The 14,667-nt window shown below is 73.2% G+C and carries 10 protein-coding genes and 1 tRNA gene; 10 read left to right on the top strand and 1 reads right to left on the bottom strand.

The window, feature by feature from the left end; genetic code table 11:
* The first annotated feature begins 11 nt into the window (after nt 1-11).
* The 7 genes from EES42_RS19410 to EES42_RS19380 all read left to right on the top strand — a co-directional run bounded on the left by EES42_RS19410 (nt 12) and on the right by EES42_RS19380 (nt 10,029).
* Entirely contained in the window at nt 12-1,217 is a 1,206-nt protein-coding gene (locus tag EES42_RS19410; RefSeq protein ID WP_124719533.1) for a DNA polymerase III subunit delta', read from the top strand.
* Nucleotides 1,218-1,350: 133 nt separating this feature from the next.
* The gene (locus EES42_RS19405; protein WP_124719532.1) at nt 1,351-2,895 is read left to right on the top strand and encodes an alpha/beta hydrolase; all 1,545 of its coding nucleotides are present in this window, start codon (nt 1,351-1,353) and stop codon (nt 2,893-2,895) included.
* A 118-nt stretch (nt 2,896-3,013) separates the two neighbouring features.
* A tRNA-Thr gene (locus EES42_RS19400) sits at nt 3,014-3,087 on the top strand.
* 241 nt (nt 3,088-3,328) lie between these two features.
* Nucleotides 3,329-3,856 (top strand): hypothetical protein, encoded by a 528-nt coding sequence (locus EES42_RS19395; protein ID WP_124719531.1) that lies wholly within the window; start codon nt 3,329-3,331, stop codon nt 3,854-3,856.
* Nucleotides 3,857-4,096: 240 nt separating this feature from the next.
* Nucleotides 4,097-5,083, top strand: a complete 987-nt coding sequence (locus EES42_RS19390) for a hypothetical protein (protein ID WP_124719530.1) — start codon at nt 4,097-4,099, stop codon at nt 5,081-5,083.
* A gap of 90 nt (nt 5,084-5,173) precedes the next feature.
* The gene (locus tag EES42_RS19385) at nt 5,174-7,021 is read left to right on the top strand and encodes an HSP90 family protein (RefSeq protein WP_124719529.1); all 1,848 of its coding nucleotides are present in this window, start codon (nt 5,174-5,176) and stop codon (nt 7,019-7,021) included.
* Nucleotides 7,022-7,023: 2 nt separating this feature from the next.
* Complete coding sequence (locus tag EES42_RS19380) at nt 7,024-10,029, top strand: tetratricopeptide repeat protein (RefSeq protein WP_124719528.1); 3,006 nt, start codon at nt 7,024-7,026, stop codon at nt 10,027-10,029.
* Between the two features lie 69 nt (nt 10,030-10,098).
* Here the strand turns inward: EES42_RS19380 and EES42_RS19375 are convergent, their stop codons facing one another.
* A complete protein-coding gene (locus tag EES42_RS19375; RefSeq protein WP_124719527.1) occupies nt 10,099-11,055 on the bottom strand; it encodes a helix-turn-helix transcriptional regulator in 957 nt (318 codons plus the stop codon).
* A gap of 96 nt (nt 11,056-11,151) precedes the next feature.
* On the opposite strand from EES42_RS19375, the gene EES42_RS19370 reads away from it, so the two are divergent.
* The 3 genes from EES42_RS19370 to EES42_RS19360 all read left to right on the top strand — a co-directional run bounded on the left by EES42_RS19370 (nt 11,152) and on the right by EES42_RS19360 (nt 14,621).
* On the top strand, nt 11,152-12,141 hold the full coding sequence (locus tag EES42_RS19370) for an MDR family NADP-dependent oxidoreductase (protein WP_124719526.1): 990 nt from the start codon (nt 11,152-11,154) through the stop codon (nt 12,139-12,141).
* A complete protein-coding gene (locus EES42_RS19365) occupies nt 12,138-13,241 on the top strand; it encodes a winged helix DNA-binding domain-containing protein (protein WP_124719525.1) in 1,104 nt (367 codons plus the stop codon). The genes EES42_RS19370 and EES42_RS19365 overlap by 4 nt, the downstream gene beginning before the upstream one ends.
* Nucleotides 13,242-13,382: 141 nt before the next feature.
* Nucleotides 13,383-14,621 carry a serine hydrolase domain-containing protein gene (locus EES42_RS19360; protein ID WP_124719524.1) on the top strand — a complete coding sequence of 413 codons (1,239 nt, stop codon included), beginning with the start codon at nt 13,383-13,385 and terminating at the stop codon, nt 14,619-14,621.
* Nucleotides 14,622-14,667 lie beyond the last annotated feature (46 nt).

Below are 14,667 nucleotides of genomic sequence, written 5' to 3'. Positions count from 1 at the left end.
GGCGGTGACCCATGACCGTATGGGACGACCTGGTCGGCCAGGACCGGGTGCAGGAGCAGCTCGGTGCCGCCGCCCGGGACGCCGATGCGCTGGTCACCGCCCATTCGGCGGGGGAATCGGTCCCGCCGGGGTCGAAGATGACCCACGCCTGGCTGTTCACGGGCCCCCCGGGCTCCGGCCGTTCCACCGCCGCCCGGGCCTTCGCCGCCGCCCTCCAGTGCACCAGCCCCGACCGAGCCCTGGGCGGAGCACCCGGCTGCGGCTTCTGCGACGGCTGCCACACCAGCCTCATCGGTACGCACGCCGACGTAGAGGTGGTCCGTACGGACCTGCTCTCCATCGGTGTGAAGGAGACCCGCGAGCTGGTCCGCCGCGCCCAGCTCTCCCCGGCCGTCGGCCGCTGGCAGGTCATCGTCCTGGAGGACGCCGACCGGCTCACCGAAGGCGCGGGGAACGTACTGCTGAAGGCGGTCGAGGAGCCCGCGCCCCGCACGGTGTGGCTGCTCTGCGCGCCCTCCCTCGAAGACGTGCTGCCCACCATCCGCTCCCGCTGCCGCCACCTCACGCTGCGCACGCCCCCGGTCGACGCGGTCGCCGATGTCCTGATCAGGCGTGACGGCATCGACCCGGAGCGGGCCGCCTCCGCCGCCCGGGCCACGCAGGGCCACATCGGCAGGGCCCGCCGCCTCGCCACCGACGAGCGGGCCCGCTCGCGCCGCGCCGCCGTGCTCAAGCTCCCGCTGCGGGTCGAGGACATCGGGGGCTGCCTCAAGGCCGCCCAGGAGCTGATCGACACCGCCACCGACGACGCCAAGCAGGTCTCCGAGGAGGTCGACGTCAAGGAGACGGAGGAGATGAAGGCCGCGCTCGGCGCCGTCGCCGGGGGACGGCTGCCGCGGGGTACCGCGGGCGTGATGAAGGAGCTGGAGGACCGGCAGAAGCGCCGCAAGACGCGTACCCAGCGCGACAGCCTGGATCTGGCGCTCACCGATCTGACCGGCTTCTACCGCGACGTCCTGGCCATCCAGCTGGGCTCGCGGATCGCCATCGCCAACGCGGACGCCGAGGACGCGCTCGACCGCATCGCCCGCTCCTCCACACCCGAGCGCACCCTGCGCCGGATAGAGGCGGTGATCGCCTGCCGCCGGGCGCTGGACCGCAACGTGGCGCCGCTGCTCGCGGTGGAGGCGATGACGATGGCGCTGCGCGCGGGCTGACACCGGGGCCGACCCGCCAACCCCACCCACACACCCGAATCACCCCGTTCACGATCGCTCATTCATGATCGTGTGTTCACCCGTACGGGGAACGAATCGGGGCGAGTTGTCACATGGCGACTACGCTCCGAGGATGGACACCAGGCGCTCGTTCCGGATTCTCGCCACCACGCTCGGCACCGCCGGCCTTCTCATCTCCGGCTGCAGCAGCGGCAGTTCGACGAACGCCTCGACGTCCACACCACCCGCGTCGTCCGCGCCGGCCGTCCCCGCCGGGCTCAAGCCGTACTACGCGCAGCAACTGGAGTGGCGGGACTGCGGCGTCGAGGGGTTCCAGTGCACCACGATGAAGGCGCCACTGGACTACAAGAAGCCGGACGGCGGCGAGATCAAGCTGGCCGTCGCCCGCAAGAAGGCCACCGGCCCCGGCAAGCGGATCGGCTCCCTCCTGGTGAACCCGGGCGGCCCCGGCGGGTCGGCCATCGAATACCTCCAGAGCTACGCGGCCGTCGGCTACCCGGCCCAGGTCCGGGCCCGCTACGACATGGTCGCCATCGACCCGCGCGGGGTGGCCCGCAGCGAGCCCGTCGTGTGCCTCACCGGTCCGCAGATGGATACGTACACCCAGGTCGACCAGACCCCGGACGACGCTGCCGAGGTCACCGAGCTGGGCGGCGCGTACACGAAGTTCGCGGACGGCTGCGAGCAGCGCTCCGGCGAGATCCTGCCCCATGTCTCCACCGTCGAGACCGCCCGCGACATGGACATGCTGCGAGCCCTGCTCGGTGACGAGCGGCTGCACTACGTCGGGGCGTCGTACGGCACCTTCCTCGGTGCGACGTACGCGGGGCTCTTCCCCGCCCGGGTCGGCCGGCTGGTCCTCGACGGCGCGATGGACCCGTCGCTGGATGCCGTCGAGCTGAACCGCGACCAGACCGCCGGCTTCGAGACCGCGTTCCAGGCCTTCGCCGCCGACTGCGTGAAGAAGGCGGACTGCCCGCTCGGCACCACCTCGACCGCCGATGCGGCGACCCGCCTGAAGCGGCTCTTCGCCGACCTCGACGCCCGGCCGATCGCCACCGGCGAGTCCCGCAGGCTCACCGAGTCCCTGGGCACGACCGGGGTCATCGCCGCCATGTACGACGAGTCGGCCTGGCCCCAGCTCCGCGAGGCCCTCGCCGGCGCGCAGAAGGGCGACGGCTCCGGCCTCCTGGCCCTGTCGGACAGCTACTACGAGCGCCGGCCGAACGGCACGTACGCCAACCTCATGTTCGCCAACGCCGCCGTGAACTGCCTGGACCAGCCACCCGCCTTCGCCGACGCCAAGGCCGTCACCCAGGCCGTTCCCAGCTTCGAGAAGGCATCCCCGGTCTTCGGCAAGGCCTTCGCCTGGGCCGCCCTGAACTGCGCCCACTGGCCGGTCCCGCCCACCGGCACCCCGCACCGCATCGAGGCGAAGGGCGCCGCCCCGATCGTGGTGGTCGGCACGACCCGCGACCCGGCCACCCCGTACAAGTGGGCCCAGTCCCTCGCCGGCCAGCTCTCCTCCGGCACCCTCCTCACCTACCAGGGCGACGGCCACACGGCGTACGGCCGCGGCAGCGACTGCATCGACTCGGCGATCAACACCTACCTCCTGGAAGGCACCCCGCCGGCGGAGGACAAGAAGTGCTCCTGACCACCCCACCTCGCCACTGACCTGCGCATATCCCCCGGAACGAGGCTGGTACGGAGCACTCCCGGAAACTGTGTAGACTTGGCGACGCTGCTGATCGCACCATGGTGCGACAGGGCGTGCCGCCTTAGCTCAGTTGGCCAGAGCAACGCACTCGTAATGCGTAGGTCTCGGGTTCGAATCCCGAAGGCGGCTCTGTGGAAGCCTCAGGACTCACTCGCCGTGACCTGGGGCTTTTGCTTTTACTGGATGCGGCGGCGTCGGGCGCGGGCCGCGCGAGCGCAGACGGCCGGAAGAACTGCCGCTGGCATCGACGACCGACATCTGCGGTGATCGCTCCGGGCTGCTGGTGACGGTGTAGGTGGGCCCGGTCTCGCGCCACGGTTGAGCATGCGTACTCACGCCCCTGCCGCGACCGCGAAGGGACACTGGAGTCATGACCTGTCGCACTGGCACGGCCGTGGTCGCGGTGCTCTGCGTCCTCGCTCTGACGAGCTGCGGGAAGGACGCGGACGATCTCTTCTCCAATCTCAACGGCACCAGTTCGTCCAACGCCTCCGAGCACGAAACCCCGAGCAGCGGCACGGCCGGCCTGGACGCGGCGCCGTTCTACGGAGACAACAGCCGGGCACGACGCCCGGACCGTCCGGACCCGGCGGACGAGAAACGAGCCCGGGAGAAGGTCAAGGACATCACTCAGGCCCTTGAGGATCTGCGGCGTCAGCATCGGACCCGGCCCGCCCAGGTGCGGGAGGCCCTTGCGCCCCTCACCGCTCCCGCCCGCCTGGAGGTGACGGAGCGGACCACATCAGGAGACCAAAGCCCTGTTCGGGGCAGCGTGTACGGAATCTGGATCGGCAGGACCGCCTGTGTCACCGGTGCCGTCACCGCGGAGCGCGTCTGGTCGGACGTCAACGGCCACTTCCCGGAGACGGGCTGCCTGCCCCCGGCACCGGCCCATTGAGGCCCTCGGGCCCGCGCCTGCGCCCGGTCGGTCGAACAGCGCGGGAAGGCTTCAGGCCAGAGAGACGAAGGCGTCGTGGAGCGTGCACCGGCCGAACCGGTGTTCAAGCCCGCACCCGCCCCGTCATGGATGGTCTTCGGGCCGGGGCGTGAAGCACCCGTGAATACTCTGTGGAAGCGATGTCGGTGGGGGCGCCTATGCTGCACCCGACGATCGCGCGGGACCAGGGGAGGGCTCGGTATGTTCGGCAGGCTGTTCGGCGGGGGCGGGGAGAGACCGGAGGCGGATTCGTATGCCCTGCCCGTTCCGCGGCGGCGGAGGAACGGGGCGTACACGCTGCGCGCGCTCGGGGACGTGCGGGTGCTCGCGCTGGTGGAGGCGGCCGATGCGGGGGACTGGGAGGCGGTCAAGGCGGCGCTGGTTCCCTTCGATCTCGGCCACGACCACAAGGTCCTGGGCCAGTTGTCCGACCTGGACGGTGTGCAGGACTGGATCGGCCGTGCCGTCGAGGAGGACAAGGAGCACCGGGCCACGGCCCTGCTGATATCCGGGGCGCGCCACGTCGTCTGGGGCTGGGAGGCGCGTACGGCCGAGCGCGCGGCCAACGTCACGCAGGAACAGTGGCGGGTCTTCCACGAGCGGCTCGACCTCGCCGAGGAGCAGCTGTTCGAAGCCGCCGAGCTGCGGCCGGAGTGGATCACGCCGTGGCGTTGCCTGCTCACCTCCGGCCGGGGCATGTCGCTGGGCCCGGTCGTCAACAGGACCCGGCTCGACGCCGCCCTGCGCCGCGATCCGCTGGACCTGGAGACCCACATCGACTGGGTGTCGCAGTTGCAGCCCCGCTGGAGCGGCGAACCGGGCCAGGCCCTGGCATTCGCCCGCGACGCGTTCGCCCGTGCTCCGCAGGGGCACCGGATCGGCTGTGTGATCGCCATGGCGCACATCGAGGAATGGGTCGAGTCGGAACACGCGGGGTGCCTCGAAACCCCCGAGATCCAGGCCGAGTTGCGCAACGCGGCCGATCACAGCATCCTCCACCCCGCCTACGTACGTCGGCCGGGCTGGCAGCAGGACTTCAACATGTTCGCCATGGCCCTGTCGCTGGCCGGTGAGCGCCACACGGTCCGGCGCGTCTTCCAGGCGCTCGACGGCGCCCGCACCGAATGGCCCTGGTCCTACTTCGCGGAGCCCGAGAAGCAGTTCGCCCGCCACCAGCGCCGCGCCTGAGCGCACGCCGGTCCCGGTTCCCGGCTGCTGCCGGAGCCGCTTGCGGCCGCACCCCCGCCACCCGTCGCCCCCTTCACCCCGGACTGCCCGATGACTCTGCCCGACACCGCAGCGAACCCGGCCGGCGCCGATCGCACCTTCCAGGTGGATCTGCGCGGCCTCGTCGACCTCCTCTCCCACCACCTCTACTCCAGCCCACGCGTCTACCTCCGCGAGCTCCTGCAGAACGCGGTGGACGCGCTGACCGCCCGGCGCGGACTCGCACCGGACGCCCCCGCCGATGCCTTCGGGATCCGCCTGTACGCCGACGGTTCGGTGGTACGCGTCGAGGACGACGGCGTCGGTCTCACCGAGGCCGACGTACACAGCTTCCTCGCCACGATCGGCCGCAGCAGCAAGCGCGCCGAGCGGATCGCCGAGCAACGCGGGGACTTCATCGGCCAGTTCGGCATCGGGCTGCTCTCCTGCTTCCTGGTGGCGGACGAGATCCACGTCCTGAGCCGCTCCGCCCGTACCCCCGACGCACCCGCCGTGGAGTGGCGGGGGCGCGGCGACGGCAGCTACACCGTGCGCGCCCTGCCCGCGTCCGCCCGCCCCCGCCCCGGGACCACCGTCACGCTGACGCCGCGCGCCGACGCCGGCGAGTGGACCCGGCCGACGCAGGTGCACGCGCTGGCCCGGCACTTCGGCTCCCTGCTGCGCCACCCGGTGACCTTCGACGACGGCACGGTCGGTCAGGACGTGGCCGTCAATCCGGAGCCCGCACCCTGGGCCCGTACGTACCCCACCCCGGGCTCCCGTTCCCGGGCGCTGGCCGCGTACGGGCAGGGGGTCTTCGGGTTCACGCCGCTGGACACCATCGAACTGGACCTGCCGGCCGTCGGCCTGAAGGGCATCGCGTGCGTGCTGCCCGAGGCGGTGCCGGCCGGGCGCCGTCACGGCCATCGCGTGCACGTCAAGGGCATGCTGCTGTCCGAGCAGGCCGAGGAACTCCTGCCCGAGTGGGCGTTCTTCGTCCGCTGTGTCATCGATGCCGAGAGCCTGCGCCCGACGGCTTCCCGCGAGTCCCTGTACGAGGACGACACGCTCGCCGCCGTCCGCGACGCCCTCGCCGACCGGCTGCGCGACTGGATAGCCCGGGCCGCCGCCAGCGATCCGGACCTGCTGGGCCGGTTCCTCCAGGCCCACCACCTGGCCGTGAAGTCGCTCGCGGTGCACGACGACGAGATCCTGCGGATGCTGCTGCCCTGGCTGCCGTTCGAGACCACCGACGGGCACACCACTCTCGACGAGTTCGCGCGCACCCACCGCACCGTGCTCGTGACGTCGAGCGTGGAGGAGTTCCGCCAGGTCGCGGCGATCGCCTCGGCCGCCGGGCTCGGCGTCGTCAACGGCGGCTACACGTACGACCGTGAACTGGTCCACCGGCTGCCCGAGATCAGGCCCGAGGTCAGTGTCGCCGACCTCGACCCGGCGACCCTCACCGCCCACCTCGACCCCGTCGACCGCGAGACCGAACTGGCCGCCGTGGCCTACCTCGCCCTGGCCCGCGACGCCCTCGCCGTCTTCGACTGCGATGTCGCGCTGCGCACCTTCCAGCCCGCCTCCGCCCCCGCCCTCCTCGTCGACAGCCGCGAGGCCCGGCACGAGCGCACCCGCTCCCAGCTCGCCCGTGAGCAGGAGGGCGGCGTGTGGGGTGACATCCTCGGTGCCCTGCGCCAGGAGGCCCCGCGGGCCCAGCTGATCCTCAACCAGCTGAACCCGCTGGTCCGCGCCGCCGTCGCCATCGAGGAGCCCGAGCTGGCCCGTACCAGCGCCGAAGCTCTCTACGGGCAGGCCGCGCTGCTGTCCCGGCGCCCGCTCAGGGCCGCCGAATCGAGCCTCATCAACCGCTCCTTCCTCGACCTCCTCGCCCACGCCCTCCGCAAGGACAGCTGACGATGCCGACCGCACCCCAGAACACCGACGAGCTGTACCAGGCGCTGGAGGAGAACGACCGGCTCCCCTACGGCCGCACCCGCACGGTCACCGCCGAGGAACTGGTGGACGCCGCCGAACAGCTCGCGGAGCCCGTCCCGCTCGTCCACGCGCTCTTCGAGCTCCAGGAGGCGTACACCTACGGCTCCGAGCCCCGGAAGTCGCCCGTCGTCTTCGCCCGTCTGCTCAACCTGTTCGACGAGCAGCCCGACGTGTTCGACGAGCGCCGGCGCCACACGCTGTTCTGGCGTTTCAAGTGGGTGGCCGACGCGCTGCGCGTGCTGCCCGAGATACCGCTGGCCGGCCTGCGCCAGTGGCTGACGGAGATGCGCGACCGGTACGAGAAGGCCGGACTGGGCCTCCAGCCCTACTACGGGCAGGCGTACCAGCTCGCCGCCCACATCGGTGAGGGCACCACCCTCGCCTACGAGCTGTGGGCGGGCCGCTCCCGGACCGGGCTCAGCGACTGCGAGGCCTGCGAGATCTGCGAGCGCGCCCTGTACCACCTCGCGGCGGGCGACGACGAGCGGGCGCTGAACGACTGGGAACCCGTCCTGGCCGGGAAGGAGTCCTGCCAGGAGGAGCCGGCCCGTTCCGTCTCGTACGCGCTGCTGCCCCTGCTGCGCAGCGGCCGCGTCGACCGGGCCCGCGAACTGCACCTGGCCGGCTACCGCAACTGCCGCCGCAATCCCTCGATGTCCGGAGAGGTCGGCCGGCACCTGGAGTTCTGCGCGCTGACCGGCAACGAGGCGCGCGGCCTGGAACTGCTCGCCGAGAACCGGAATCTGTTCGGCGAGGTGGAGTCGCCGCTGGACCTGTTCGACTTCCTCACCGGTGCGGAGGTGCTCCTCCAGCGCGTCGAGTCCCTGGGGCACGGTGAGCTGCCCGCCGCCGGATACGCGGGCCGCACCTGGACGGTGGCCGGCCTGCGCGCCGAGGTGCGGGGCCGCGCCGACGACCTCGCCGCCCGCTTCGACGCCCGCAACGGAACCACGGCCCACACCGACCGCCGCAGGGCCCGCCTCGACCGCGCGCCGCTCGTGGACGCGCTGGAACTGACCCTGCGTACCCGTGGCCTCGACGAAGTGGCCCCGGCCGCCCCGGTCGCCGCGCCCGCCGCCCGTACGGCCGCCGAGGTCCCGGAATCGCTGCCCGAACTCATCCTCCGGGCACGGACGCTGGACGAGCAGGGGCACCCGGACGCGCGGGCGTGCTGGTCGAAACTGCGCACGCTCGCCGCCTCCCGCGACTACGCCCACCCCGACGACCCGGCCGTCGGTCCGCTCGCACGGCTGCGGGCGGACCTGCTGAGCGACGAGGCGAGCCGGACGGGCGAGAAGGACGAGTTCGCCGAGGCCGCCGCTCTCCATGAGGAGGCCGCGGGCCTGTACGAGGACGCCGGAGCGCCGGGCGACGCGGCGGTCGCGCGTGCCTGCGCCCTGCTCGCCGCCGCGGAGATCCCCGCGGAGATCCCTGCCGAGGGGGCCGAGGGGGCCGAGGGGGCCGAGGGGGCTGGTAGTGCCGATGGGGCGGACGGTGCCGGTGGGGCCGCGGTGAAGGCTGCCGCGCTGGCCTCCGCCCACGCGGCCATGGTCCGCCTGCACGAGGAGGCGTCCGGCCTCGCCCCGCACCAGGAGGCCCGCCTGCTGCGGTTGCGGGCGACCGCGCTGGGCATGCGGCTGCAGACGTCGGGGGACGAGGCGCACGTCGCGCCGGTTCTCGCCGAGGCCGACCTGCTGCTCGCGTTCGCCACCCGGCACGAACTCGGCGGGCAGATCTCCGGTGCCCTGCTGCTGCGGGCCACCACCCACGCCCTCTCCGGCGACCTGCCCGCCGCGGTCACCGTGATCGACGGCGTCCGCGACCGGCTGAAGGCGCACGGCCCCGCCTGGCACCTGCCCCGTACGCTCGCGCTGCGCGGTCGGATCCAGCTCGGCCTCCGGGACGCGCAGGCCGCGCAGGCCGACCTGGCCGAGGGACTGCGACTGGCCGCCGACTGGCCGGCCGACGTCGTCGACACCGCCCGCCTCCACGCCGATCTGGCCGAGGTCTGCATGCACCTCGGCCGCCCCGACGAGGCACTGCGGCACCTGACGCGCTCGGCGGAGCTGGAGCTGCGCCGGGGCAGCCGGACGGACGCGTACTGCGCCTACAGCAACGCCGCTCAGCTCTGCCTCGACCTGGGCCGGGTCGAGGACTGCATCGCACTGCTCGACTCGCTCCTGGCCGAACCGGACGTCGCCGCCGGAGAGGTGGACGACCGGCTCGTCGCCCAACTGCGCCTGACCCGGGCCCGCGCGCTGCACACGGGGGAGGACCTCAAGGCCGCCACGACGGAGTTCGTCGCGCTCGCGGCCGAGTCGGCACGCTGGGACGACGACCCGGGGAGCCATGTCATGATCGCCGCGGAGACGGCCGTACTCCTCGGTGAGTCCGGCGAGTTCGGCCGGGCGCGCGAGGCCGCGGAGCAGGCGATCGCAGCCCATGCCCGCGCCCCGCGCTACGAGCAGCTCAGCGGCTGCCTGCGCGAACTCGCCCGTCTCCAGGCGGAGCGGCAGGGCCCCGAAGGCCTGGCCGACGCCCTCGCCCGCCTCGCCGACGCCGGCCGGATCGCCGACGAGGCCCGCGCCGCCGAGTACGAGGCCCAGGGCCGTTCCCTGGACACCGCCCTGGCCTACGAGCACGGGCGGGTCAATGCCTACGCCGGTGCGTACGAGGACGCCCTCGCCGCTCTGGAGAAGGCCCTCGCCCTGCTCGGCGGGCCGACGCCGGAGAAGGGCGAGGACCACGCCGGTGAGTGGGCCGAGTGCCTCCGCCTCACGGCTGCTGTGGAGGGCATCTACCTGGAACGCCCCGCCCCCGCCCTCAACCGCCTCGACGCGGCGGTCTCCCGGCTGACCGCCCTGGGCCACACCGAGGAGGCCGAGCCGCTGTCCTCCCTGGCGAACCGGCTGCGCGACGGGGGGTGACGACCCGGCCGCCCCCGCGTGCGGCGGAGGGACGCGCCGAGTGATCTGCCCGCGCGGTGGCGGGGCGGATCACCGGGGCGCGGGGACGGCCCGGAGGAAGCGGGCGCCCCAGTCCTGGACATGCGCGGCGAACTCCGGCGGCCCCAGGACCTCGAATTCCGCGCCCACGTTGCCCAGCGCCTGGGCCGGCCAGTCGAGGGAGGTGGAGGTCATGGTCAGGCGGCAGCTGTCCGGGCCGAGCGGCTGGACCGTGCCCCACTGGCCGACCGCCTGCCGGACCCGCGCGGCGGGCGCGTGGACCAGGGCCTCGACCGTGTACGGGGCCGGGGCACCGCTCGCCGCCCGGACGAAGGCCGCGGCGTCCTCGGCCGGGAGCGGGCGGGGGCGGAAGCGGGTCCCGGTCGCCGTCGGACCCGTCAGCCGGTCGAGGCGGAAGCTGCGCCAGTCGTGCCGGTGCAGGTCGTAGGCGACCAGGTACCAGCGGCCGCCGGTGGCGACGACGCGGTGCGGCTCGACCTCGCGCTCGGCCGGTGCCGAGCCCCTGGACGTGTAGCCGAACCGCAGCCGCTCCTCGTCCCGGCACGCCTGGGCGATCGCGGTGAGCACGCCCGCCGCGACGGCCGGCCCGGACGCGGAGGCGGAGACGGTCACCGCGCGCAGGGCGTCCACCCTGGCCCGGAGCCGGGGCGGCAGGACCCGCACCACCTTGGTCAGTGCCCGCAGGGACGCCTCCTCCATCCCGGCGATCCCGCTCTGCGCGGCGTCGCCGATGCCGACCGCGAGAGCCACCGCCTCCTCGTCGTCCAGCAGCAGCGGTGGCAGTACGGCGCCGGGCGCGAGCTGGTAGCCGCCGTCCGTGCCCCGGGCCGCGCTGACCGGGTAGCCGAGCTCGCGCAGCCGGTCGATGTCGCGGCGCAGGGTCCGCTCGGACACCCCGAGCCGGCCGGCCAGTTCCAGGCCGGGCCAGTGGCGGTGGGTCTGCAGCAGCGAGAGCAGTCTGAGCGTCCGTGAGCTGGTGTTCGCCATGCCGGGATCCTCTCGCGACTTCCGGCCGGAAAGTGACCGGAAGCCTCCCTAGGGTCGATCTCGAAGGCCGAACAGGACCGACGTGAGGACCAAGAAATGATCACCCGTGAGATCCAGCTGGCCGCGCAGATCACCGGCATCCCCACGCCCGGCCACTTCACCGTCGCCGAGACGGAGGTGGCGGGCGAGGTCCTGGTGCGGACCGACCAGGTGGGGCTCGCCGCGACGTATCTGGAGCTGATGCGGGCCGACTGCACCATCCCGGTGCCCGCCTGGCAGCCCGGACAGCGGGTGGGCGTGGCCACCGTCGGCACCGTCGTCCGGTCCGACAGCCCCGAGCTCGCGGTCGGTGACCTGGTCCGGTCGATGACCGGCTGGAGCGAGTACTCGGCGGGCCCGGCCTCCGGGTACGCCAAGCTCGACCGCGGGCTCTTCCCCGACCCCGGCCACCACCTCGGCCAGGGGCCGACCGCGTACTACGGAATGGCCGACGTGGCGGCCGTGGGCGAGGGCGACGTGGTGTTCGTCTCCGGTGCGGCGGGCGGGATCGGTTCGCTGGCCGGGCAGATCGCCAGGTGCCTCGGCGCGGCGCGGGTGATCGGCAGCGCCGGAAGCCCGGCGAAGGCCGACTACCTGGTGAACGAGCTCGGGTACGACGCCGCGTTCGACTACCACGACGGTTCCGTGGCCGACCGGTTGAGGGAGCTCGCGCCCGACGGCGTCTCGGTGTTCTTCGACGTCGTGGGCGGTGCGCAGTACGAGGCGGCGTTGCAGGTGGCCCGGCCCGGGGCGCGCTTCGCGCTGTGCGGCTCGCTGTCGAGCCAGCTCGGTGACGCCGCGGAGCGCTTCCCGAAGCCCGACCGCGCGGCGGCCGAGGCCCGGAACGTGGAGCTGCTGCCGTTCTCCTGCTACCACACGCCCGATCAGATCGCGGCCTGGCAGGAGCACTTCGGCACCTGGCTGGCCGAGGGCCGGTTCGTCTACCCGCAGACGGTCGTCGAGGGCGGGATCGAGGACGTGCCGGCGGCGTTCCTCGCCCTGCTCCAGGGGTCCTACCGGGGCAATGTGTCGGTGCGGCTGTCGTGACCACCCTCTCCCTCCGGGCGCTGAACCGGGCACTGATGGACCGCCAGTTCCTGCTGGCCCGCACCGATCGCACACCGCTGGAGGTGATCGGGCGGCTGGTCGCGCTCCAGGCGCAGGAGCCCAACTGGGCCTACGTAGGGCTGTGGAGCAGGATCGACGGCTTCACACAGCCCCTGCTCACCGCACTGCTGGAGGACCGGCGGGTGGTCCGGTCCGGCCTGCTCCGCAGCACCCAGCACCTCGCCGCGGCCGACGACTTCCGTCGGCTGCGGCCGCTGCTGCAACCCGTGCTCGACCGCACCGCGGCCTCGCCGCACTTCACCCGGAACAGCACCGGCCTGGACCCGGCGTCCCTGGTGTCCGACGCGCTCGGCCTGCTCGCGGGCGGAACCCTGTCACGCAAGGAGCTGGCCCGGCGGCTGGCCGGACGCCACCCGGGACGCGACGGGCGGATCCTGGCCGGCCAGGCGGAGCTGAGCACCCCCCTCGTCCATGGCGCGGCCACCGGCGCGTGGGGCTCCTGGGGCAATCGGTCGGCGGTCTCCGTCACGCCCGCCGACGCCTGGCTGGGCCGCCCGATGGCGGTCGCGGCGCCGACGGCCGCCGCCGGGGAATCGGCGAAGGAGCTGATCCGCCGCTATCTGGCCGCCTTCGGCCCCGCCGGGGTGAAGGACGCCCAGGCCTGGTGCGGGCTGACCCGCCTCGGCGAGGTCGTCGCGGAGATGCGCGGCGAGCTGCGCCGCTACCGCGACCCGGACGGCCGGGAACTGTTCGACCTGGCCGACGCGGAGCTGCCCGACCCCGGGACCCCCGCCCCGGTGCGGCTGCTGCCGGCCTTCGACAACGTCCTGCTCGGCCACGCCGACCGCACCCGCGTCATCAGCGACGAGGACCGCAAGCACGTGATGCCCGGCCAGGCCCGGGTGCGCCCCACCTTCCTGGTCGACGGCCGGGTCCACGGAACGTGGTCCCTGGACGCCGGCACACTGCGGCTCACCCCGCTCCGCCCGCTTGCCGATCCCGACCGGGCGGCCCTGGAGCAGGAGGCGGAACGGCTGTTGCCGTTCGTGGGCGGTGCGGCGGTGAACTGGTCGTCCTGAGCGGTCCGGGTGCCGCGGCGCAACCGTGCGCGGACGCGGCGCCGCGTCCCGATCCCGGCGGCGGGTCCCGTCCGTGCGCCACCGGTGCTCCGGACCTACGCTGCTTGTGGAGCTCTGTTCTCTCGTGACGGGAGTCGGCCCATGGCGCGCTCGCACACACGACTGCGCAGGGCGGCCGCGGCCGCAGCGGCCGCCGGGCTGTTGGCCGTCACGGTGCCGGTGGGGGCGGCCTGGCCCGAGACGGTCCCGACACCCCCCGTGTCCGCTTCATCTGCTCCATCCGCTTCGTCGGCGTCGCCGTCCGAGGGGTTCCCGCCGCTCACCCCCGCCGTGGCCGAGCAACTGGACCAGGCGGTGCGGCAGGTCATGGGGGATGCGCGGGTGCCCGGGGTCACGGTCGGGCTGTGGGTTCCGGGCAAGGGGAGTTACGTCCGGGCCTTCGGGGTCGCCGACAAGAGTTCGGGGGCGCCCATGTCGGCCGGCCTCAACATGCGGGTCGGGAGTGTGACCAAGACGTTCACGGTGACGGCGCTGCTCACCCTGGTCGACCAGGGCAAGGCCGGGCTGGACGACCCGATCGGGAAGTACGTGAAGGGGGTTCCCGACGGGGACCGGATCACCTTGCGCGAGCTGGCGGGTATGCGCAGCGGGCTCTTCAACTACTCCATGGATCCGGACTTCTTCAAGGCGCTGACGAGCGACCCGCAACGGCCGTTCACACCGCGGGAGTTGCTGGAGTACTCCTTCAAGCACCCCTTGCGGTTCCAGCCGGGGAAGAAGTTCGAGTACTCCAACACCAACGCGATTCTGCTGGGGCTCGTGGTGGAGAAGGCGAGTGGCCGGCCGCTGGCGGACTACCTCGAACGGAACGTCTTCGAGCCGGCGGGCATGAGCCACACGTTCCTGCCGAGGACCGCGGCGTTCCCCGCCCCGCACGCCCAGGGCTACACCGACCAGACCGCGAGCGGCAGGACCGGGAACGCCACGAACTGGAACCCCTCCTGGGCGTGGGCCGCCGGGGGCGCGATCTCCGACCAGCGCGATCTGCGGATCTGGGCGCGGGTGCTGGCCACCGGCACTCTGCTCAGCCCGGCCACCCAGGCCGAGCGGCTGAGGACGGGCCCGAGCGGTCTTCCGGACACCGGCTACGGCCTGGGCATCTTCGACGTCCACGGCTGGGTGGGGCACAACGGCTCGCTGCCGGGGTACGAGTCGCTGGTCGTCCACATGCCGGACACGAAGGCGACCCTGGTCGTGCTCCTCAACACCGACACCGACTACCGGGGTTCGGAACCGAGCACCCTCTTCGGCGAGGCGATCACCCGCGTCGTGACCCCGCAGCACGTCTATACGCTGCCGGCCCAGCCCGCCGGGCGGTAGCGCGAGGAGGGGGAAGGGGACGCGGGGAGGGGAAGGGGGCGGGGGA

The organism is Streptomyces sp. ADI95-17, from assembly GCF_003846175.1.
Taxonomy (GTDB): Bacteria; Actinomycetota; Actinomycetes; order Streptomycetales; family Streptomycetaceae; genus Streptomyces; species Streptomyces sanglieri.
Note: the sequence above shows the minus strand (reverse complement) of the source record. Positions and strands in the feature narration are given on the sequence as shown.

Coding starts and splice junctions, on each gene's coding strand:
- EES42_RS19390 (WP_124719530.1), top strand. CDS start 4,097: ATGTTCGGCAGGCTGTTCGGCGGGGGCGGGGAGAGACCGGAGGCGGAT.
- EES42_RS19385 (WP_124719529.1), top strand. CDS start 5,174: ATGACTCTGCCCGACACCGCAGCGAACCCGGCCGGCGCCGATCGCACC.
- EES42_RS19405 (WP_124719532.1), top strand. CDS start 1,351: ATGGACACCAGGCGCTCGTTCCGGATTCTCGCCACCACGCTCGGCACC.
- EES42_RS19380 (WP_124719528.1), top strand. CDS start 7,024: ATGCCGACCGCACCCCAGAACACCGACGAGCTGTACCAGGCGCTGGAG.
- EES42_RS19395 (WP_124719531.1), top strand. CDS start 3,329: ATGACCTGTCGCACTGGCACGGCCGTGGTCGCGGTGCTCTGCGTCCTC.
- EES42_RS19370 (WP_124719526.1), top strand. CDS start 11,152: ATGATCACCCGTGAGATCCAGCTGGCCGCGCAGATCACCGGCATCCCC.
- EES42_RS19375 (WP_124719527.1), bottom strand. CDS start 11,055: ATGGCGAACACCAGCTCACGGACGCTCAGACTGCTCTCGCTGCTGCAG.
- EES42_RS19410 (WP_124719533.1), top strand. CDS start 12: ATGACCGTATGGGACGACCTGGTCGGCCAGGACCGGGTGCAGGAGCAG.
- EES42_RS19360 (WP_124719524.1), top strand. CDS start 13,383: ATGGCGCGCTCGCACACACGACTGCGCAGGGCGGCCGCGGCCGCAGCG.